This window comes from Xenorhabdus santafensis, assembly GCF_033949405.1.
Taxonomy (GTDB): Bacteria; Pseudomonadota; Gammaproteobacteria; order Enterobacterales; family Enterobacteriaceae; genus Xenorhabdus; species Xenorhabdus santafensis.
Genome location: NZ_VCDN01000068.1, coordinates 1 through 21,895 on the forward strand (window position 1 = coordinate 1; position 21,895 = coordinate 21,895).

General features: G+C 48.3%; 14 protein-coding genes and 1 pseudogene. All 15 read right to left on the minus strand.

Annotated features, from left to right (window positions below; translation table 11 throughout):
- Nucleotides 1-361: 361 nt before the first annotated feature.
- Nucleotides 362-1,347, minus strand: a pseudogene (locus tag FE392_RS15870) (TraI domain-containing protein).
- Entirely contained in the window at nt 1,316-1,600 is a 285-nt protein-coding gene (locus FE392_RS15875; protein ID WP_319931185.1) for an antirestriction protein, read from the minus strand. The pseudogene FE392_RS15870 and the gene FE392_RS15875 overlap by 32 nt, the downstream one beginning before the upstream one ends.
- Nucleotides 1,587-2,039: an antirestriction protein gene (locus tag FE392_RS15880; RefSeq protein ID WP_439153498.1), complete on the minus strand. Its 453-nt coding sequence runs from the start codon at nt 2,037-2,039 to the stop codon at nt 1,587-1,589. Before FE392_RS15880 ends, FE392_RS15875 begins: the two co-directional genes overlap by 14 nt.
- 455 nt (nt 2,040-2,494) lie before the next feature.
- Nucleotides 2,495-2,920: an MGMT family protein gene (locus FE392_RS15885; RefSeq protein ID WP_319931187.1), complete on the minus strand. Its 426-nt coding sequence runs from the start codon at nt 2,918-2,920 to the stop codon at nt 2,495-2,497.
- Between the two features lie 216 nt (nt 2,921-3,136).
- Nucleotides 3,137-4,054, minus strand: coding sequence for an integrase domain-containing protein (locus FE392_RS15890; RefSeq protein ID WP_319931188.1), 918 nt, complete (start codon nt 4,052-4,054; stop codon nt 3,137-3,139).
- Nucleotides 4,055-5,050: 996 nt separating this feature from the next.
- Nucleotides 5,051-11,335 (minus strand): SPM autocatalytic domain-containing protein, encoded by a 6,285-nt coding sequence (locus tag FE392_RS15895; protein WP_319931189.1) that lies wholly within the window; start codon nt 11,333-11,335, stop codon nt 5,051-5,053.
- A gap of 210 nt (nt 11,336-11,545) precedes the next feature.
- Nucleotides 11,546-12,073 (minus strand): DUF5625 family protein, encoded by a 528-nt coding sequence (locus FE392_RS15900; RefSeq protein ID WP_319931190.1) that lies wholly within the window; start codon nt 12,071-12,073, stop codon nt 11,546-11,548.
- 120 nt (nt 12,074-12,193) lie between these two features.
- Nucleotides 12,194-13,609: an HlyD family type I secretion periplasmic adaptor subunit gene (locus FE392_RS15905; protein ID WP_319931191.1), complete on the minus strand. Its 1,416-nt coding sequence runs from the start codon at nt 13,607-13,609 to the stop codon at nt 12,194-12,196.
- Between the two features lie 94 nt (nt 13,610-13,703).
- On the minus strand, nt 13,704-15,845 hold the full coding sequence (locus FE392_RS15910) for a type I secretion system permease/ATPase (RefSeq protein WP_319931192.1): 2,142 nt from the start codon (nt 15,843-15,845) through the stop codon (nt 13,704-13,706).
- Nucleotides 15,846-17,120: 1,275 nt separating this feature from the next.
- The gene (locus FE392_RS15915; protein ID WP_319931193.1) at nt 17,121-18,635 is read right to left on the minus strand and encodes a conjugal transfer protein TraG N-terminal domain-containing protein; all 1,515 of its coding nucleotides are present in this window, start codon (nt 18,633-18,635) and stop codon (nt 17,121-17,123) included.
- Nucleotides 18,632-18,970, minus strand: coding sequence for a hypothetical protein (locus tag FE392_RS15920; RefSeq protein ID WP_319931194.1), 339 nt, complete (start codon nt 18,968-18,970; stop codon nt 18,632-18,634). The genes FE392_RS15915 and FE392_RS15920 overlap by 4 nt, the downstream gene beginning before the upstream one ends.
- Before the next feature lie 5 nt (nt 18,971-18,975).
- Entirely contained in the window at nt 18,976-20,370 is a 1,395-nt protein-coding gene (locus FE392_RS15925; protein WP_319931197.1) for an integrating conjugative element protein, read from the minus strand.
- 55 nt (nt 20,371-20,425) lie between these two features.
- On the minus strand, nt 20,426-21,394 hold the full coding sequence (locus tag FE392_RS15930; protein ID WP_319931195.1) for a TIGR03756 family integrating conjugative element protein: 969 nt from the start codon (nt 21,392-21,394) through the stop codon (nt 20,426-20,428).
- Complete coding sequence (locus tag FE392_RS15935; RefSeq protein ID WP_319931196.1) at nt 21,391-21,789, minus strand: TIGR03757 family integrating conjugative element protein; 399 nt, start codon at nt 21,787-21,789, stop codon at nt 21,391-21,393. Before FE392_RS15935 ends, FE392_RS15930 begins: the two co-directional genes overlap by 4 nt.
- Nucleotides 21,710-21,895, minus strand: a 186-nt coding sequence (locus FE392_RS15940; protein WP_319931198.1) for a hypothetical protein, incomplete at its 5' end; no start/stop codon positions are given. The genes FE392_RS15935 and FE392_RS15940, both read right to left, overlap by 80 nt.

The window sequence follows — 21,895 nt, forward strand, 5'->3', positions numbered from 1 at the left end:
CGATTCCGCCTCCGGGCACCAAGATTTGATGCGGGTTTGTCGAGATTGTTAAACTTCCTGACAAAAGCGCAAAAAACAAACAATAGTTAATAAAGTGTTAAATGACAATTTGCACGCTATTGTGGTGTTTAAGACAAGATACAGGGTAGCTGTTTTAACAGCTACCCTTTTTTACGTTGAAAATAATGATTTCATTAATTGAACCTGATGCCAAGTCAGGTGATTGCGAAATTGGCCCTTGAACCAACGTCCCGGTTTCTTCGTTTTGTGTCTCCCCCTCCAAACCATCTTATTATCCCGTGACACAGTCAGGGCAATCCTACTGATATCTTGCCCTGTTTTTTTACCTCACATTAATGGACTACTCTGCAATATCCAGATAAAACGCCAATTCATTCGCCAGTGTCTTACCCGCGATATCCATATCGATATCAATATATTCCATCGTAGTCGCCACACTGCGGTGTGACAGTAATGTCTGGGTATCCTCCGCCGTGTCAGGCACTGCTCCCGGCGTAGTAGGCGGGAGCATCGGCTCGGTTTCTGATGATGACAAAATAGTAGCCATTCCCGCTTCAGCCGGCTCAAAGAAATTCAGCAACGGCGACTGCACCTGCTCAGCGGCTGACTGAAGCAGTGAGTCCGTCAACGGGACAGAGACGGGTGTCCGCCAAGATGCGACATCAGGCACTGCCATGCACCGGGCACTAAAGACAACCAGATGACCGCTTCCTCCGGTAACAAACGGGCAGCCAGCAATGTCTTATAGGAAAGCGATAACTCACACCTCGAGGTCTGAAACCGGAAGCGGAAACGGCGTTCAGGTATCCACAATCCCGGTGGCCAGGGATGACCATCGTCCAGCTCGCCTTCCAATTGTTGCAGTAACGGCAAGTGATAAAACAGCGCCGACCAGAACACTACCGCCTGCCACAGCAGACTCTGTGCGGCCTGTGTTTCCGGTGCTATCCCAGGAGGCAGCATATGCCCTTTCGCCAGCCGCACGGCACAGGCGGTAAATTGCAGGGTCAGATCGATAAACCCGCCGCGATAAGACCAGACACCCTTCTGTGTGGCGGGAACATGCTGCACACGGGCGCATAATTGTCGGAGCGGCTCCAGATAAAACTGCTGATACAGCCCAGCGGGCAGCGCGCTGTTTTCCCACAGTTGCCGGAGATATTTGCCACGCTCAGAGGTTGCCAGCAGCGTTTCTGCTGACTGTGGACGAAAATAACCACTGTTATCACGTACTGTTTCAGGCACGTGTTCAGGTAATGCTTGTGACAGGGAGGGAGTACGGGTAAAACGGGATTTAAGACGCTGAAACCGCCAGCCCGAAGGCATCAGCGGAGAGTGTCACCGTCAGTTGCGTGTCCGGCAGGTAAATCGAATAGGTTTCCGCATGCGTCGGCACCAGGTAAGTCAGTGATTCAGAGACCTGTCGGCTTGTCCACTGTTCAGGCTGGTGAACGCCGAATAATGTTGATGCGGTATTTGCCAGCAGGAACCCCAGAAACAAGCGTTCCAGCGGGGTTTTGTCGGGAAACACGGCCGACAGCGCAAGACTGTCCAGCATAATATGTTCATTGGTTGGCATCACAGCCTCCCTTTAAGCCCAAAGCCGCCCGAATGCACTGAGCCTGGGGATGCTGCAACGCCGCATATTCACGCAGGTTATAAAACTGCTCAGCATACTCGCCTTGTTTCATGAGTGCAGCCAGATAACCTAATACGGTCAGGGTCACCATCAGTCCGAACGTATCAGCGGAGACTTCGCCGTTAAAGTCCGTTGTCTTGACGTTGACAACATATGCATCCGACCGTGTTGGTACGACATAAGCAACGGTATCTGACACCTTTCGGCACTGCCACCGATCACGCCGGTAGTTTTCACATAGCACCGCAGCGGCTTTAATGAACGTGTGCTCCAACAACATCCGCTCCAGTGAACTGGTTTGCGGAAAAAGGTCAGCAAAAGGGGCGTGTTCAGACACGGGCGCCGTGTGCACCGTGGTCGGGGGTGTATTTTGTTGCATGGTATTCTCCTGAATAAAAAAACGGAGAACACCGACCCAATGGGAAACGTGTTCCCCGTTGGGTGACTGGCCGGTTGGCCATGATGAATAAAATTAAACAACCTTCATCGTCATCAGACTGACGATATCTGCTTCCAAAGGTGCGCAGATGCACCACACAATGGAGTACTCCCTTGCAGGCTACAGGAGTGTTACTGTCGCTGCCTGAAGGTGATCCTCACAAGCGACTGGATCATCGATAAGTCTGACTACGCTAATCAACGGAAATCATAAGGTCAATGGGTAATTCATGTTCTGGGACAGAAAATAATGTCAGGAAGACGATGATTTTTTAGGCTACTCTAGGAAATTACCTCCAATTTCAACATAATCGTCATTAGAGAAGATTTAGTGCTTTGCTTAGTTGAAAATACGAAAGGTTGTTTTGACATCAATTTATGTACAAAAATCAACAATTATATTGGCGATCTATCATCCCAGTCGAACAACTGATTTGCCTTTTTAAATAAGCCCGTACTCGGTGCTTTAAATACATACCAGTCTGTATCCCAAATATTTTTCTGCTCCTCTTCCAGGGTAAATCCTTTTCGAAACAGCCCGCCCCATGCTGGATAACCTGTTGTAGCGTCTACAACAATAGCGCTAAGTGGAGGTAAATTGTTTTTAATACAATATAACGATACTAATCCCAAAGCTCCACCTAAGGTTCTTCCTGCTTGTCTGGAATATCCTAACCTTTCAGCCAAATCACCATAGCTCATTGTCTTTCCTTTTTTATAGGACGCATGCCCAATAAGAATTAACCAGATCATATGGGCCTGGTCATATCTTCTCCGTTGACCTTCTTGGAATTTTTTTATTTTTAATGCAGCCAACTCCATAATTACTCCTTGCATTTAATTACAGCTCAAAACAATAGACATAATGCTTTATATTTTATGTTCAAAATTGAACATTTCATTCAAATTGTATCATTCAACTAAAATAAAAATCAATCGATAAAAATTTTCCTATCAGCTACCACATGCCAATAACGGTTGATTTGCTTATGTTCTAATGAGCACCTCACCTGATCTCTTATGTTCACATACAACTTATTATTCGTCCTCAATATTCTGGTAATACACCTGCTGGATATAACGTCCCTGCCCATCACCATGCCCCAAACCCATAGATACCAGCGCCAGCGTTTCCCGCTCACTGAAACCCTGTGCTTTATAATGTGCGCCAGATTGCTGGGCAAAATGGTAGCGCATGCTGTGTGGTGCTTGCTTACCCACCAGTCCGGCACGTCTGACCACGTAACGGTAGCGGTCTATCGCCTGATGAACCGTGGGCTTATCAATCAATCTGCCGCTGCGGCCTGCCTGTTCGCGCTCGGCATAGACAATAGCCTGTTGCAGAGCCTCCCGATCCAGTATGACCGTCTGCCTCGGTCGCCCGCCTTTGGTGCCAAACACCACCCGAACCGACGTATGACCGTTTTCCAGCGCTTTTTTCCAGGTAGCTAAAGATTTGTAGGCTTCCACCGCTTCTTTGGTACGCAACCCCAATACATACGCCAGTTGCATCACGGCGGCTACGCCCCGATCTTTTTGCTCGACCTGCTGAAAAGCCGCCTGAAATTCCGCCGGGGTTAACGCCATTTTGGTTCCCCGGCGATCCGTATTAGCAATACCCAGTGCCCGATTGCTCAGACGCGGATTATCGGCTGCTGCCAGCTTGTGTTTCCCAGCCTGCGTTAAAATGGTTCGTAGCGCCGCCATCTCATTTTGCAGTGTCCGATTGCTGATATGGTCAGCCTTTCTCTCGGCAATGTAGTCCTCAATATATTTTGTTTTGAGGCTGTCCATCTGCCGGAGCTTAATGCCCTTGTCTTTCAAAAAATGAAGAAACTGCCGGGCAATCCGCTCACGATCTGCCACCGTGGCAAAACTCCCGCCCGCTTGTCGGGCATGAGTAATAAATTCTTTTCTGAACCGTTCAATTTTAGAACGTGCCGATTTCTGCGCCATCCTCGCATCTCCTGAGCATTTGTTTTATTCATTTTTAAAACAAGTCCCTGCGTGTCGGTTCAGGTTCACCGTTCCGTGGTGCGTCAGATAATGTGTAGCAAGGCGAAGTTGTGTTGAGTTTTTGCAGGAGCTCGCGACGTGCTCAGCACAGCGATGACATGCTCCCCGTTCAGGGCCTGATTCAATCAGGGTGAACGCCTCATTATCGTGACGTGGGTAATTTCTCCTTTTTCGGTATCAGCCTGTTGTCAGGCAGTGGGTGAAAAGCAAACAAAACGGAACGATTCAGACAGAAAAAGGCCCGTAACACCGGGTGACTTTGAGTAATACGGGGATCAAATGGGTCGTAAAGGCAGGCCGGACGTGCTCTGGGCGTTGGCCGCTTAGCGGCGTCACTTGGTAATCGCGCTGCTTTTACGCAAGTGACGCCGCACAACAATGGACGCTGAAGTTATTAATGACTTCTGTTCCTGTTTCCCAATAGCTGTACAGGATTCTGGATGTTGAGCGTCCGTGTTCAAAACACAAGTGAAGGTTTTTCAGAACAAGGCAAAGTAGGGACTACTAGTGTTGTGTGGTAAGCCGATTGTGGCTCACACCAGATAACTTTCATCGCCGGACGGAGGGTTGTTGTCTGACGATATCTGCTTCCAAAAGTGTGCAGATGTACCGCGGGGTACGCTCTCCCTTGCAGGCTACGGGAGTTTTGTTTTCGCCACTTCATGCTGATCCTTACAGGCGATGGATCTCTGAAAGTTGTTACGACCTAAAATTGTATCGGATATGGCTTGTCAGGAGCAACCGCTCACTTTATATATTCACATAAATTATAAGTTTTCTGAATTTTCGCGCTATAACAATAGTGTCCACCTAAACTTAGGTGGACACTATACTAAAAACTTCGTCCGTCAAGAAACAGACGTCTCCTACAGGGTGATTACCTTCAGGAAACTCAATTTACCTATATATGAAGATTTTCAGTAACAATCAAAAATTTCATTGAGGGGCACGCCAGTTAACTGCTAACACAGGTTGTAACTGTTGTTTTTCAATATCGCCAAACGTTGTGCTTGCAGACGTTGGTGGTGCAAATGCAGCCATGGCCTGGACAAGATTTTCGACACTACGATCCATCAGCCGATAGCCATCACCAGCCGTAATGCTACTTGGTCGTTCAGGAGAACTGGCATACCAATTATGCAGTGTCACTTCCTGTTTACTACCAATGACCGAAATCTGCAGATCCTGTCCCTCATGCTGGAACCATAGGCGATCAGGGATAATATCCTTTCCAAACACCAGACTTCCCATATTTCCGCTAAATTTCACGTCGTTGTCCCCATGCCCGACTTCTATCGTCGACATAGTACCACTAGTCACAATATTATTATTCCCGTCCCCAACTTTAACTTTCGACATAGTACCGCTGGTCTCGATATGGTTATGCCCATTTCCCACTTCCACTTTTGACATAGTACTACTGGTCACAATATGGTTATTTCCATTGCCTAACTTTATTGTCGCCCCTCTTCCTGTATCAATGACATTATTGTTGCCATGTCCAACTGTTAGTTTGTCTATACTTCCGACAATAATGTTATTACCATCTCCCAGCGTAATATTTGATGTCGTTCCCGCTACATTGACTTTATTATCACCGTTACCCAAAGTGACCTCTGACATTGATCCTGTCATATCGACTGTATTGTCACCGTTACCCACAACCATTTTGACACCTGTAGCACTGACATTGATAGTTTTGCTCTCGTCACCTAACGTAACTTTGGCAAAGGTATCTTTGATCGTGATGGTATTAGGATCATTGTGATCGATGATAATTGGTTCTCGGTTAGGTATAGAAGGGGTCGTTATTGGTTTCCTTTCAAAAGAAGGGATAGTTATTGGTTCCAAATCAATAGGAGGAATCGTTATTGGTTTCCATTCAAAAGAAGGAATAGTTATTGGTTCCAAATCAATAGGAGGGATAGTTATCGGTTTCAGCTCAGGAATAGTGACCGGTGTTAATCCATCCGGTAAAGTCACTGTCGGTTTAACGAGCTCTTGAGTCACCACCGGCACCAGATCCGGCGAATAATCAGCAAAGAGAAAGTCGTTTGCATCAATCTGCGAAATATCCAGAGTATCGAGATACAGCAGCTTCACGTTTGAATCAGCACCGTTAGCCCCATTAAATTCAATATTAACACCATGAATTTGTGACAGGCCATTAATTGTGCCTCTATTACTCTTAGTGATGGCAAGCTGGCTGAAATCAGTGATACCGGTTTGACGCAAATCTATTTTATCAATACCGTGACGGAATCCACGCAACGCATTCTTGTAATCTTTAACACCCGGTTGGGCAGCCACGACAAAAACGTCTGAAGTCGCACTGTCATGACTGTAAATCGTCCCACTCAATTTAAATACCATTTGTCCCTGAGCATCGGTAGTCATCATGACGCCCTGAGCTCCTCCATTGAGGATAACGGTTCCCAAACCTTCTTGTGGTTTAACTGCTGTAGCGTCACTGTTTATGTAAGCAGTTGGAGCTATAAAAGTGTCCTGGAACTTAAAGTTCTCTGCACTAATCCCTGTAACAATCTGGTTTTTCAGGACAATATTCTGTTCATTGCCCAAATCGATCTTAACATCTTCTCCCTGCTGCACCAGCTGTAGATCAGCAAACGTTTTTCCGCGAAACCCAACCAGATCGATGATTTCACCACGAGCGGCTTCGAAATTAGTAATGATGTCATTACCCGCATCACGACGATGAATCACGAAGAAATCCTTGCCCGTGCCACCTGTTAACGTGTTGCTTCCACGCCCACCATCAAGCAATGCATCTGAATTACCTGCAACCAACGTATCGTTGCCATCACCGGTAATGATATTCTGAATGTTCAATGGATTTTGTATCGTTAGCGCTGCACCGCCGATGCTGGCAACACCCGTCAGCAAGTTGACGGAAGTATCTCCAGAAACGGCCGCTGCATTAAGGGTATTACGGCCACCCGCCACGCCATTGACCGCATCATCCAGCACTGCACGATTGGCTTGGGCAACTACCGACTGGATATATTCGTCAGTGTAAAAATATGTATCATCCGGAGTACTCTTACTGCCGTATAAACGCAGCGACCAGGCATTTAATGTAACTGGCAGGCCGGAATTCGCATCGGTCACCTGTAGAGTCCAGTTACCAGACGAGCGTTCACCAAAATCATGGGTCGACATAAAACTGTACCTGAACGTCCCTGACTGACTGCTACCCAAATCGCTATCACTCGCGCCCGGCATGCCATCAGGAACTTTACCCTGACGATTGAGCAATACGCTCTGAGTACCATCAGGAGAGATCAGTTTGAGCGTCAGATCGCCAAGACGGCCTACCTGAGCATCAAAATCGATCTCGACATGCTCAACATTCAGACCAGCATTCATGGCAATGGAAGATGTCAATGTCTCGCCTGCAGCCAAGGTTTTCCCAAGAGCGCCGCTGGATGCACTATAGACGTACTCGTTGGCCGCGGTGCTTTGGGTCATCCAGGACTCCGCCAGGCGAACAGCGGCTCGAGCATCAACCTGACCAAAACCATAATCGTTACTGGCGTGCATACCGCCACCATTCCAGTTATGACTATGATTATCATTCCACTCAGTAGAAGGGTCATTGACCTTGCGAGCGGATAGCGCAAGGATCTGTTGCACATCCCGATAGCCAAGATTCGGGTTAGCCTCAAGCATCAGAGCAGCAATACCGGAAACTATCGGGGCAGCAAAACTGGTGCCTTGCATGCTGGTGTAATCATTGCCGAAAGTTGAGCCACGTTCGGTTTTCAGCATATGGCTGGTAGACACAACGTTGCTGCCCGGCGCAGAAACCAACAGGCTGGCACCTGGGTTGGAGAACGGTGAAGATCCAATCTGCAACGTCGACAAATCACCCTGTGCGTTAATTGCTCCGACTTCTACCGAGAAGCGGTTGTTACTGGTCAAAGATCCTTGAGCGCTACCCCCTTCCGCTCGGCTGTTGCCGCCTGCCGCCACAATGACCGTACCCAATCCGCCACGACCATTGCCCGCCGCATACTGTGCATTCATGCTCAGCGACAAGGCAGTATTGACGGAGCCATCCTGGAAATTGCTGAGTGCGAAATCGTTGGAAAACCCCCAGCTATTGTTGGCAATATCAAAACTAACCATATGCCCCAGGCCCGCAAGGTCGGCACCGCTATTAGCCAGATAATAACCGCCCAAGGTCGCGTCATAGGCAACTCCTACACCACCTGTATCATTTTTCGCCGCGACCATCACACCCGCTACCATTGTCGCATGGTTGGAGACCACATCTGGCAATGTTCCATTAGTTTGTTGAGTCTTCAGCCAGGTTTTGTCAACATTCGCGGCAAGATCAGGGTGATTAATATCAAAGATTTCGGGTGCCGTGGCAAACTTACCACCAGGTTCGAACTGCCCGATGCGCACACCCTTGCCGGTGTAGTCATTCCAGACTGGCAAAATGTTGGCATCACTCAGATACCATTGCTGAGCCGCCAATGGATCAAGCGGGACTTCCGGGGTTAATAATGTGGCAGTGGCACGCATCGGTGCAGTCTCTCCACTGCTCAGATCGACTACTGATGCCGCAGGATTACCTTCAGCATCGATGACGCCGTATTTAAAGCTGATAAGACCAGTGTAACGCGCGTCTGGTGTGAACAAGACATCGCCCTGATTTGTGAGGCTAACCGTACCGCCTATCGCATCCCCAACATTGGCAATGCGCAAAGCCCCCTGACTATTGAGACGTTGATCGTTAGCGAGCAAGCTCTCTGCGGAAATCAGATGAGGCTGAGTACGATCAAAAACCTTGCCATCTTTGTTGTGGGTAAGTACATCCTCGACAGGCATTGCATTCGGTATTTCTAAATCAACAGCCGAAATATCCGCGAAATTGAGTTTCTGGATATTTTTCAGCGTCACCGTGCCGTCACGCCCGGCGACCTTGTCGGCTACGACATATCCGTCGTCAGTGCGGGTAATTTGATAATCACCATGGTTGCCGTGCAGGCTGACGATGTTAACTCCTCCGTCTCCATCAATGGTAGCATTGCCGTGACCCACTTCAATAACGTCGTCACCCACACCGCCGAAAATTTTATCATCCCCACCACCAGCGTGGATGATGCTACCTTCTTTGGATGCGTAAATTGTGTCCCCCTGAGGGCCTGCATAGATAACTGACTTACCAGTACCACCAATGATGGTATTGTGTCCACGGCCACCCACCAGAACATCATTACCCATTCCACCTACTAGAGTCGAATTACCGGAACCACCTTTGATAAAGACACCATTTGCACCGCCACTTATAATGGTATCATTGCCATTCCCGCCTTGAGCAATGGTTAAACCAGCCTGAGCCATATCCAGTGCCACACCTTCGTCACCTACGATAATCGCGGTATCTAGCCCACCATTGCCGTGAATGTTTCTTATATCGTCAGAAGCGCTGATAACAAAAACGTCATCACCCTCACCGCCAACATAGGTATTGTTCCCTGCGCCCCCGACCAGCCAGCTGCCGGTTTTTGCCGCAATCAACGTATCATTGCCGCTGCCACCATACAGATTACTTACGCCCAATTTCTCCGCGTCTAGGGTTTCATCTGTTTCACTCTGGCTGGCGTAAGCCGTGGTTGTGATATCGTTGAAAATTGAAGTAACCCGAGTACCCGCTTCCTCAATATTCAAAATATTACTGACGGGATTTCCGAGAAAATCAACAGCCAGCATTTCACGGATTTCACCATTGATGGTGAAAGATCCACTGGCAACAACCTTATTCCCATCACGTACTTCAGTTTTATCTGATGCTCGGACGCTAATCTGAGTAATTCCCAGCTCCTCCAGTGTCTTAAGTTCACCAGCATCAACTTTTGCATCGTGGGTAGCGTCAACCCAAACCCGTAACTGGCTCCAGATCGGGTCATTCTTATCAATTACTCCATCCTTATTTGCATCTTCGCTGGCCAGAGCCCCAAAACCATCCTTGAATTTTTTCTCACCCTCAGCGCCATCTATTCCAGTCTTACCACCGTAGTACTCTGAGAACATCCGGCTGACGTCTTTTATCTGGCCGCTACCATCATCAATAACCAGTATTCCGGTCGTGCGATCTGTCCAGCCACTGCGCTTAAGCGTACCACTGTTGTCCATGTCGAACAGCACACCATCACGAATGTCGGTCATATGCACACCATTGCCACTCAAATCCAATAACAGTGGATCAACATAAGTATTAAATGTCGTCATGGCTGATAAATTGTTAACAGATACAACGTTCATCATAGCTAAATCTATTTTTCTGATAGATTCTGCTGCGTCGTATGTCGGTTTAAAGAATTCTGACAAGTAATAGTTGGGTCGAACATTGGGATCAAGCTGCATTTCACCGGGACGAATGCCACCAGTGGTAAGGCTGGCCATCTGAGTTGAAGCAAAATCGGTTTTATCAAGAATACCCGAGGTAGTGAATATTTTATGAGTCGCAGAGTTTTGGATGTAACCATTGGCAACATCCTGCTGAGCTTTATTTTCGCCCTGAATATGTTTCTGCGATTGTGGGGAAGAATTGATATCGATATTAATCAAACTTTTTGGTGTATTGGGAATCGTCTCCCCTTTCACTGGTTTAAGCCATTCAGGTACATACGGTGTAATAGTTCTTGTTTCATAATGATCACCATTACGAATCAGGTCGTCACGAATGATTTGAGCTCCATGAGAATTAAGCATTTCTCTCAAAACAGCAGGATTAGCATTAGGAAACATATTGCCTTGAAAATCTCTGCCAAAAAAACCTTTCTTACTGTAACCAATGGTTTTTAATGAATAAAATACAAAATCAACGCAACTGTTAAAATCTAACGCATAGACGTCAGAATTAAATCCACCTATTTCCTTTGGTTTTTCCGAAAATGCAACTAATTTGTTATACTGAGCTTCATTCAACGCAATGGTCGCTTCGTAAGTAGTCTCTTGATAGGCTCTATTATCATTCATCGTTACTCGCCCTTCGCCCCATGGTTGATCATACCTTGACTCAAAGCCGTAACTTAATTCATTCCCGTTACCGTCATTTATCACATACCACATATGACCGCCGGATGATTTATGTACATCTCCCGCTTTATGTTCATTCTTATCATCCTGATAAATATACTTGGCTCCCATCGGAGCAACTTTATAGGTTACGGTATATTTTTTTTCCATACTTGTTATTTCCTCTACGTGTAATTAGTTCTTTTTTATTTTTCCATGTGAAAAGTTAAAACCACCGTTTTTAGACGGTGACTTTGACTTTAATTCCTTGACCTATACGCGTTTACAAAGTGCCTGTTTCGACGACTTTCAGTCGTCTGTACCGAAGGCACGCTAACCCACCTATTTCAGTAGGTGATAGTTAAGTTTTTTCTGCATAAATTAAATTTTTGGACTAAAATAGGCGAATTCGACAAAGCTCTCTATTTCGTTAAAGTCTGGAATATTTCCCAAAGTGGTAATAACAGCAGAATAACTCCCAGGGGGTAGCTCAAGAATTTTAATGTTTCGTACCGCTATATTTATTCTTCTTCCTCCATAATCTAAATACTGTCCCCAACCACGTCCTCCTGCACTTATTTTCTCGTCAAAAAAAACCGCTCCATCTTTAACTATATGAAGTAAAACAGGGGTTATTATCCCTTCCTTATCAGCATTCCCGAACAATTCAATCCGTCTTATTATTTCTTCATAGTCATTCCCTTTATCAAACAACAATGAAAACTGATAATTTCCAGTTTTGATGATTTCAAAATTAATTTTGACTGACTGACCAGACCGCGTTACATCAATAGGCTTGTATATATCAATCGGTTTAGCGTTAGAGCAGGCAACCAACCAAATGCAGCTTAAAAAAATTATAACTTTGCACCAGCTCCCTAACTTTTCATGTACCTGTAATACCTTCATTCTGTCACTCCAAATAAGCTTAGATTGCTCTTGGCCGTGAATGGCCATTCATTTCAAACTCTGAAGACAATGAATATGACAATTGGGTTTACAATACATCCCACACGAGCCACTATTCTCTTACCGTTCTCTTAGACTTTCCCCCATATGCTGCTGCAATGGACTCAGGAAATAATCGATTACTCGCCGCTGATCAGTTTTTATTTCTGCCGTAATCGACATGCCCGGAGATAGTGCAACTCGCTGACCATTGACTTGCACGTGATCAGATTTCAGGCGAATACGGCTGCTATAAATGAGTCCTCGTTTTTCGTCTTCAATAGCGTCGTTCGACACGCTGAGAATTTCGCCGTCAATAGTGCCGTACTTGGTGAAAGTGAATGTTTCTACCTTGACGGTGACAGGTTGACCAACATGGATGAATCCTACATCCTTGTTTTCCAGCATCGCTTCCACTTCTACCGGTTGATCTGTGGGAACAATGACCATCAACGGCTGAGCGGGTGTCACCACGCCACCGACGGTATGGATAGCGAGTTGCTGAACGGTACCAGCCACCGGAGCTTTAAGGTTGGTCAGGGTTTCCTGATAACGAGCCTTTGCCAGTTCCTGAGCCAGAATTGCTGCTTTTTTGTTGGTTTCCTGTTGCAGGTCGAGCATGGCACGACGGTTCTGAGCAATGACAGTCTCACGTCGGCGTTGCGCCTCATCCCGAGCAGCAATATTCTGCAACACACTGGCCTGCTGTATGCTTAACTGGCGTTGCAGATCCAGCCGATTCTGCTCTTTTTCCAGATAGGCATGCCGCGATACATACTGCTTCGTCAATAACCGTTCGTAATCTTTAGCCAATTGCGTAGCTATCGGCAGTGTTTTTTGCAGGCTCGCCACCTGAGACTGAGCAGACTGGATTTCAGCGCTGCGTTGGCGGATTTCGGCATCCACCAACTCCATATTACTGCGATATTCCTGATATTGACCCTGAAGCCAGCGCTCGGCACTGCGAACCTGCTCAGGGCTGGCGTTGGCAATCGTTCCTGTCAGCGATGTCGGCGGTTGTTGCTGATTGATAGCATCAAGCATGGCAGTACTCCGTGCACTGTCAATACGAGATGCCAGCAGTTCACTCTGGATACGACTGACGTCAGCACTCGCTGCCGTTGGATCGAGTTCGACCAATAACTCACCGGCTTTCACCCCTTGACCGTCATTGACGTGGATCGATCTGACCACCGCCGTTTCGCTGGGTTGAATCAATTTGGTTTTGCCATTGGGAACTATCTTACCCGGTGCGACAGCCACGACCTCAATCTTACCGATGTAAGCCCAGAGCAACACTAATACGGTGAATCCCATAATGCCCCAGATGAAAATTCTCGGTGCCGGATGAACGGGTGTTTCCTGCAACTCCAAAGCCGTCGGTAAAAACTGTAATTCATCAGCTTGCCGTGGTGACACATCCATGCTTTTACGTTGACGCCAGGACTGACTCCACACCTCACGATAGCGTTGTAATAAGGAACTCATTGTGCTCATAAGAAGTTTTTATCCTTGAACTGGCGTATGTTTATCTGCGTCACATCTACCTCTGATCATGTTATTAGCCGTTTTCATCACACGTTCCAGCCTTTCATCCCTGCTGCATTTGATGCAGTCGTGAATAGTGACCATCCTGACGCCCCAATAACTCGGCATGATTTCCTTGTTCGACGACCTGTCCACGATCCATCACGAGGATGCGATGTGCATCGCGTACAGCCGACAATCGATGAGCAATAATGATGACCGTACGCCCCTTGCAAATGCTTTGCATGTTCTGTTGCACAATCCGTTCAGACTCGTAGTCCAGCGCACTGGTCGCTTCGTCGAAAATCAAAATACGGGGATTTCCTATTAAAGCGCGGGCAATGGCTATCCGTTGCCGCTGCCCCCCTGAAAGTGACGCGCCGTGTTCACCCACAATAGTGTCGTAACCTTCAGGCAGTTCAAGAATGAATTCATGGGCACCAGCCATGTTGGCCGCATGCATGACCACTTCGAGCGGTGCACCTGGATCAATCAAGGCGATGTTTTCTCGAATGCTGCGGTTGAATAACATATTGTCTTGCAGTACTACACCAATCTGCCGACGTAGTGAGGACACATCCGCCAATGCCAGATCCATACCATCGACCATGACCCGTCCACGCTCCGGAACATAGAGCCTCTGCAACAAACGAGTCAGGGTACTTTTGCCTGACCCAGAACGCCCCACCACACCAATGATTTCTCCTGCACCAATGGTCAGGTTGATCCCCCGCAATACCTCAGAACCATCAGCCCGATAACGAAAATGCACCTGATCGAACTCTACCCGCCCCATGAGCGGCGGCACAGTGCTACGTGTAGTTTGTGATAATTCAGTTCGGGAATTGAGGATATCTCCCAGACGCTGTACTGAAACTCCGGTCTGCTGGAAGCTGGTCCACAGTTGTGCCAAGCGCATGATAGGGCCGCTGACACGACCGGCCAGCATATTAAAAGCGATCAATTCCCCTACCGACAGCTGCCCATCAATCACAAGGCGGGCACCGAGCCAGAGCGTGGCAACCGTCACTAATTTGCCGATAAATGAGACGCTTTCATTGGCGAGGGTAGACAAGGTTTGTGTTTTGAAACCTGCAGCAACATAAGCTGCCAGTTGGTTATCCCACTTGCGGATGGATTGCGGTTCAACCGCCATTGACTTTAAGGTATCGATGCCATTGATCGTTTCGACAAGGAATGCCTGATTTTCGGCATTGCGCGTGAAACTCTCTTGCAATCGTTTACGTAAGAGGGGTGTAACCAACATCGAGACGAGCGCATAAAGCGGCAATGATAACACCACAATGAGGGTCAGCCAGCCACTGTAGTAGAACATCACAAGGATAAACACCAGAGAAAAAAGGACATCGATCATCAGGGTAATGGCGTTGCCTGTGAGGAAGCTGCGAATGTTTTCCAGTTCGCGTACACGAGCCACAGAATCACCGACTCGTCTGGCCTGAAAATAAGCCAACGGCAGATTAATCAAATGCCGAAACAGACCCGATCCCAACTCTACATCAATGCGGCTGGTTGTGTGCGCAAACACGTAACTACGCAAACCGCTTAGTGCCGACTCAAACAGCATAATGCCCAGTAACCCCACTGCGACAACATCCAGCGTGGTTAAGCCATGGTGCACCAGTACTTTATCCATGACTACCTGGAAGAATAACGGTGTCACTAAGGCAAACAGCTGTAAGGCAAAAGACCCCAGTAAAACTTCACCCAATAACTTGCGGTATTTGACGATGGCCGGGATAAACCACGTAAAATCAAAGCGTGAAGTCCCACCGGACAAACTGTTACTTGGGCGTACAAGCACCAATTGCCCTGTCCAACGCTGTTCAAGTTCATCAAAGCTAATAACTTCGGGGCGTGCCGCGCGCGGATCCTGAATAAGCGCCTGTTCCTTATCCAGCTTAGCTAAAATAAAAAATTTACCATCCTTATCAATGGCAATAGCAGGCAATGGCGTATGTTCAAGTCTAGTGAGTGTTGTGTTTACGACCTTGGCTTTCAGTCCTGAATGACGAGCAGCCAGCAGCAGCTCTTTCTGGGTAAGACCTTGGTTAGAAGTAGAAAACTCGTGTGAAAGTTGTTCAGTAGATATAGCGATGTTGTGAAACCTGGCTAACATAGCCAGGCAAATCAGGCCAGTGTCCAGCACTGGGGAAGAATGGGGTGACTCTGTCTCAGTACTCATTTTTTATCCATATCGCGTCCATGCCTATTTTTTAAAACTGAAAACATTAGGCAATTTAGGAAATTACAGCTGTAGCTCATTTTTAACTACAGAAATTGGAGCTCCCTCCACTTTCAACCAATAATATGGGATAACTGGTTTGATGAAGGGTGCATAATAAAAAATCCTGTTTGGTCTTATGTGTGTAAAACCCAGGCCGCGAGTACACTATTTAAATTGCATTTTGAAGATGATTATCTCTTAAAATTCAATTTTAATAGTGCTTTTATCGCATGAAATTTAATCACACAAGCAATTCTTTAGACTTTTATAGTAAACTAAAGAATTAAAGAACAATATTGACATTTTAATCTCAAATGTTAATCAAAATATGCTTGCACCCAGTGCTAAATCTGACGTTTTGCTTCGGCGTTAATATTAAGATTTGGTTATTCTCGTGTATAACCTGTATTACGAATACACATTATCCGGCAAGCTCTGTGACTTTTTTTTGCGGGAGGATGTTTGAATAATATTCTCAAATAAAATGGTGTTATTTATTGCTAAGCAACACTGAGCAAAACGATATAAATTATGTACCAATTTAATCTCCTTTTCAATCAAATAACAATATAAACACCGATCATGCTTTTTAAAATTCAAGATTAATAACTAAGAATTAAAAATAAACCAAAATTAAATATTAAGAATTGCCAACATTAAATAAAGAACCATAATTCGGCCACGTACTTGCATTTCTCCCCTTGTCATACACAGAATCTTCGTTATGCAGTGTTCTGAACTATTTTGGAAAATCACACAAATACAACCAAAAAAAGAATAATGTGCTATAAGACACAATAAGAATCATCCGATTCCATATATTGGGTGAGCGCGTTAATTTTTCCAATCCAAAATAGTATGTATTACAACCAGAAATCATGTAAGGTGCATTCAATTTATTCTTATTGAAGATTAGTTGGTGTTTTATTTACACAATTAGCGCAATAGTCAGTCGTTCATGCTTTCCCCCTCATTCCATATATCCAGATTATTTTGAAAATGATTATTCCCATCAAAACTATTTAAATGATGACAACCATCATTACTTGCAGCCAAATTAAAATTTGGCATGTTAATTGGAGCTTATTTTGTTTCAATAATGATAATCAAATACGTTATTTCTTATAAAGAATTCTAAAAAGACAATAACTATTGATATCATTGCAAGTGTTTTCTTAAAAAAATCACACCATTATCAAGCCATTTTCTTGAATGAAAATCGTCTGTACTACTCTATTTTTCCTTCGACATCATCTCCTGCATCACCATCTGACCAAACATGCCGGCAGATTGCCTGACCTGTCCCACGCCCTGACTCATCATGCCACCGACGTCACCCATCCGCACCCCGGCCCAAGCCAGCGCACCCAGCCAGATCATCGGCAGGACAATAAACAACGTGCCCATCACCAGCCCCATGATTAAATCATCCGAGGTGTTCTGTATGCCCGCCAGATTAAACAGGCTGTGGGTGTCTGAGCCGTACAGGGCATCCAGTAAATGGCTGTCCAGCCAGCGCGCCAGCTCCCACCAGAACGTCAGGAAATTCAGCGCGAAAATCACACACGTCAGGGTGAACACGGTTTTAAACTCATACGCAGCCACCAACAGCAGCAACGGGATTAAGATATACAACGCCATTAAAATCACCGCCTGCATCATCGGCAGGGCCTGACGCACCGCATCGAACATCGGATAAGCCAGTAAGCCCCCCAACAGTGCACCAGCAGAAGCCCCTATCCGGGTCGAACCATCCCACAGCGTGGGATCGGCATTACCGCCATAGCCGGTATACACCTGGCCGGCTTGAGACACCGTCAGATTCACCGGGCTGACCAGACGGCGGATCACGGCTTCCTGATAAGCGGGCGTGTTTTTACCCAACATTTTCAGTGTCGCAGACAGACGCAGCCACAACCCCGGGTCGGCCTGTGCAAGCACCCGGTCTTTCAGGCCGGTGTGGGCCGCTGACCACCAGATCTGACAGCTCGGATAGCCACCCAGTCCGGTATAAGGCCGCCCGTTGTCTCGACTCTCTTGCCACGGGAAATCAGCCCGGGGCGTGCGCGATTGCAGCGTCCGGTAATCGCCGGCTAAAAATGTGCGGCTGCCCAGCCAGCCGATATCATTCAGGATAATTGGATCGCTGGTGTGTTCCGGATCGCGTTGTTGCCACTGGTACAACGCCAACGCATAACAATCGTGGGTAAAATCCTGCAACTCCGCCGCCAGTGCCGGGCTCTTGATACGGGTATGTTGCACGTCAAAACGCAGTTGCCGTAAATCCGGCCGACAGGGAATGGCGGCCACCGCCGCCTGCGTCAGCCCTTTGGATAACCGATGCACCACGGCCCACCAAATTGGCACTGCCGCCGTTTGATTATTCAGGCTGGATATCACCGGCGCATAACCGCTGTTCTCCGGTGCACCGGGTGTCCAGGTGCCACAGCTTTTGGTTCGGGCGGTATCATACTGGAGGGTGCTGAAGCTGACATTGACCAGCGGCACGCAGCAAAACACCATGACGAAAAACGCACTGTAGAGCGTATTTTCAATCCGGGCCAGTGACTGCAATCCATTGGGACCTTCTTCCTCCCCGCACTCCCGCACTTTCAGCCAAATGGCAATTACTTTGACCACTAACGGCAGGGTAAACAGCCCCGTTGCAATCAGAATGTGCCACAGGCCATTATTCACCACCCAGCCGAGCAGGGTCAGGAAATATTCCAGATAACTGTTCGTGGTCATGACACACTTCCCTGGCTGACAAACAGAGCATATTCCCCCAGCAGGATAAACAGCCCGCTAACCGCCATCATCCGCCTCAGCGTCGTGCGGTATTCCGCCTGATGTTTCACTCTTTGCCCGATTTTCCAACCGCCCCAGAGCAGCCATCCGTAAAGGCTTAATCGCCACAACAGCCAAAGCGATTGATACCTTGCCATCCAGCGATTCAAGGCAGACAGGGTTTCGGGATAATTCATTCCTGCCCAGCCGGCAGTTAACGTCACCACCATCGCCAAAGCGATAATCAGTGATAATCCGATGCCTCGTTTTAATCTTGCACGTTTCTCTGCCATCATCGAACTTACCTGCGCTCACGGTTGGGGGCTTCCAACTGATAAAAACGGGCATCCTGACTGTCCGGCACCTGTTTTTGTGAATGAGCGTGAATACGCTGCGTATCCCGTTCAATAATGGTCAGAATGGAATTACGGGAAAGCGCCTGCTTCAGTTCCATTTCATTTTTCAGCGCCTTGATTTCCCTGTCCAATGCCGCAATCCGGCGGTCGCCTTCTGCCAGCGCTTCCGATTGTGCTGCCGCATTGGGCTCGGACATGCCGGTGATCAGCATCCGGCGCATCAGTAACGCGGTTTCAATGGTCTCACTCATCGCCAGCTCCCCCGCCAGACGCGCAGCCAGTGCAGCCTTGTCGGGATCACGCTGCAACGCCTGAATGACACCCTGCGTCACTGCCAGACTGCCGGTTTTCAGTTTGGTGAGATTCGCCCGCGTGGGTTTCTCTGTGCCGCTGACCAGTTTCACCAGTTGCTCGGTGTTCGTTTTGGTATGGGCTTCCAGCATCGGGGCAAATCCCGTTCCCGCGACTGTCGTTCCCGGTTGGTGTTGTTCGCCCCCGCTAGTGCAGTCTGCCGCCTGCGCGCAGGTTCGGATGGCCCGGTCGCCCAGCACGCTGACCACCGCCTCGGCCGCTTCCCGCGCCGTGCTGAATTTACGGCAGGCATTGCCCTCGCAATTGAAGCTGCTGACCGACGACTGGCTCAGTACCGGCAACTGATTCATAATATTAAACCCGGCGCTGGCTAAACCACGGGTCGGGCGAATGGCATTCTGCCCCTTCCCGCCCTGTCGTTGCCCGCCAATCCACGGGTGCCCGCCAGCGCCGGTCGCTTTGGCACCGGCATTATTGACACGCACGGCATCACCATCTCCGCCATTGGCCAGCGCTTTGTACTCCTGCAAGGCCGCCGATTGGCTCCATTTATTGTTCTGTGCAAAATCCATCATTCTTTTCGCCATGTTCTGACAGTTGAACTGGGCTTTATCAAAGGCCACATTGGCCTGCAACACCCCGTTGGTCAGCATGTCATACAACCCCGGGTTGGCCCGCTGAATTATCATGGCCGGGAGACTGGCGACCGCCCCGGTGGCCCCCTGAACCACATCACTCATCAGGTTCTTAAATCCCGCCGTAATACCATTAAGCTGATTGCTGACGGTGGCTTTCAGGTCGAAATTGCCACACATCAAATCCGAACGCCAACCCAGCTCCAGACCGGCCAATGTGGTTGAACCGCCGCGACTGGCCGGTTCCGAAATCACCGAGCCGCCCCCCAGCGTGTAAAACAGCGCATCAGAGACGGCCCCGCTGGCCTCAGCACCGTAGCCCAGGGCACTTCGGTTCACCTGCGGTAAGGTGAGGGACAACCCGGCGGCATTGGACTGCGTCGGGACCAACATAATGGCACCCACAACCAGCCATACGGCGTTTCTTTTCATCATATTGCCTCCTGATTCACACATCCGTGCTGCTGAGAAAACGCTGCCCGCGCCGTTTGCAACAGCTGTAGGGTTGCCACAAGGCATACGCCTGATTGCCATTCATGGCAGCGGAATGTGCTCCGTCAGGAAACACGGCACAAGACTGACTTAACTGTGGCGATAACCGCTGCCACTGATGATTCTTCGTGCCGGTATTTTCCGTCACCGGCGGCGGTGGCCAATAGCCGTCACGGCGTTGCCCTGTCAACGCCTGATAGACATGGGGTTGCCCGGTACGGGTAATGATGTCGGCCACCCGCTGCGCCACCACAGCCGCCGCTTTATCATCATCCGCCTGCGTAACAAAACCGGCACGCGGGTAGAGATTGCCCCACATCGTGCCGCGCATCTGGCTACCCAGTTCCCGCTGACCGGGGATAAGGGCCTCAGGATAAAACGACTCCGGCAACCCGCTGCGCCACGCCACGGTATCCAGTGTGCTGAGAAAATAAGGCATCAGTGGCGTCGCTGCACTTTTGCAGGAATGGCCCGGAATTTGCCCGCCAATCAGAGTGGTAGCGGGATGCCCGATGGCATCGGCGTATTTGAAACGCAGATGAGTACTGCGCTTTCCGGCAACCTGAATATTATGATTGCCCCCACCAGTAGCAAGGTTAGATAAGGCGCTGGCCACCGTATTTTCCAGCCCGTCGGATAAGGCGCTGATTTGCGCCATTTCAGACCAGGGATTACCGCCGGGGCTATGATAGGTAGAGACCACCGTCTGCGGCAGGAAATGAGTCACTTTGACCGAAGTTTTTACCGAGCAACCATGCCATGAACAGAACAGCCAGTAACAAATGCCACTGACCCGCCACTGAATGCAGGTAGGTGAGAGGCTGCCGGCCACGATTTGGGCGGTATTGATGGCGGCTTGTGTGGCCGGTGCAAACGCCGCAACCAGCGTGATAAGCACAGGAAAAGCAACGCGTGACGGATTCATGGCCGGTGTTGCTCCCTGAGCGCCGCCGCTTGGGTGACATCCGCGGTGCCATACACCACATCACGTTCATCAAAGACTACCGCCGGATACAGACGCACACCCCGTTGCCAGGCTTCAACAACATCACGATAAGCGTTGATAAGCTGCTGTTCCTGCTGACGCCATTGGGGCGATTGCAGCACAGCCTGTGCCTGAAGGCGGGCTTGCTGGGGGTCTGTGGAAAGTTGGGGGAAGATTTTTTTCTGATACTGTTCAGCCGCATCCAGCCAGACTACCTGGCTGTCCGGTGTCAGATTCACCGGCGGATGCTGACGGTCAATGTACACCACCGTTTTGGCCCCTGAGGACAAAGACACCATCCATCCCATCAGGAACAGTAAACCCATTTTTTTCATCGTGTCCTTTCCACGCCACAAAATATCGGAACAGCGTGAAGAAAACCGGCACAAAAATCAGTAAACAATTCATTTTTGCAAAATGCAAAAAAAAAAAAAAAAAAAA

Coding starts and splice junctions, on each gene's coding strand:
- FE392_RS15875 (WP_319931185.1), bottom strand. CDS start 1,600: ATGCCAACCAATGAACATATTATGCTGGACAGTCTTGCGCTGTCGGCC.
- FE392_RS15880 (WP_439153498.1), bottom strand. CDS start 2,039: ATGCAACAAAATACACCCCCGACCACGGTGCACACGGCGCCCGTGTCT.
- FE392_RS15885 (WP_319931187.1), bottom strand. CDS start 2,920: ATGGAGTTGGCTGCATTAAAAATAAAAAAATTCCAAGAAGGTCAACGG.
- FE392_RS15890 (WP_319931188.1), bottom strand. CDS start 4,054: ATGGCGCAGAAATCGGCACGTTCTAAAATTGAACGGTTCAGAAAAGAA.
- FE392_RS15895 (WP_319931189.1), bottom strand. CDS start 11,335: ATGGAAAAAAAATATACCGTAACCTATAAAGTTGCTCCGATGGGAGCC.
- FE392_RS15900 (WP_319931190.1), bottom strand. CDS start 12,073: ATGAAGGTATTACAGGTACATGAAAAGTTAGGGAGCTGGTGCAAAGTT.
- FE392_RS15905 (WP_319931191.1), bottom strand. CDS start 13,609: ATGAGCACAATGAGTTCCTTATTACAACGCTATCGTGAGGTGTGGAGT.
- FE392_RS15910 (WP_319931192.1), bottom strand. CDS start 15,845: ATGAGTACTGAGACAGAGTCACCCCATTCTTCCCCAGTGCTGGACACT.
- FE392_RS15915 (WP_319931193.1), bottom strand. CDS start 18,635: ATGACCACGAACAGTTATCTGGAATATTTCCTGACCCTGCTCGGCTGG.
- FE392_RS15920 (WP_319931194.1), bottom strand. CDS start 18,970: ATGATGGCAGAGAAACGTGCAAGATTAAAACGAGGCATCGGATTATCA.
- FE392_RS15925 (WP_319931197.1), bottom strand. CDS start 20,370: ATGTTGGTCCCGACGCAGTCCAATGCCGCCGGGTTGTCCCTCACCTTA.
- FE392_RS15930 (WP_319931195.1), bottom strand. CDS start 21,394: ATGAATCCGTCACGCGTTGCTTTTCCTGTGCTTATCACGCTGGTTGCG.
- FE392_RS15935 (WP_319931196.1), bottom strand. CDS start 21,789: ATGAAAAAAATGGGTTTACTGTTCCTGATGGGATGGATGGTGTCTTTG.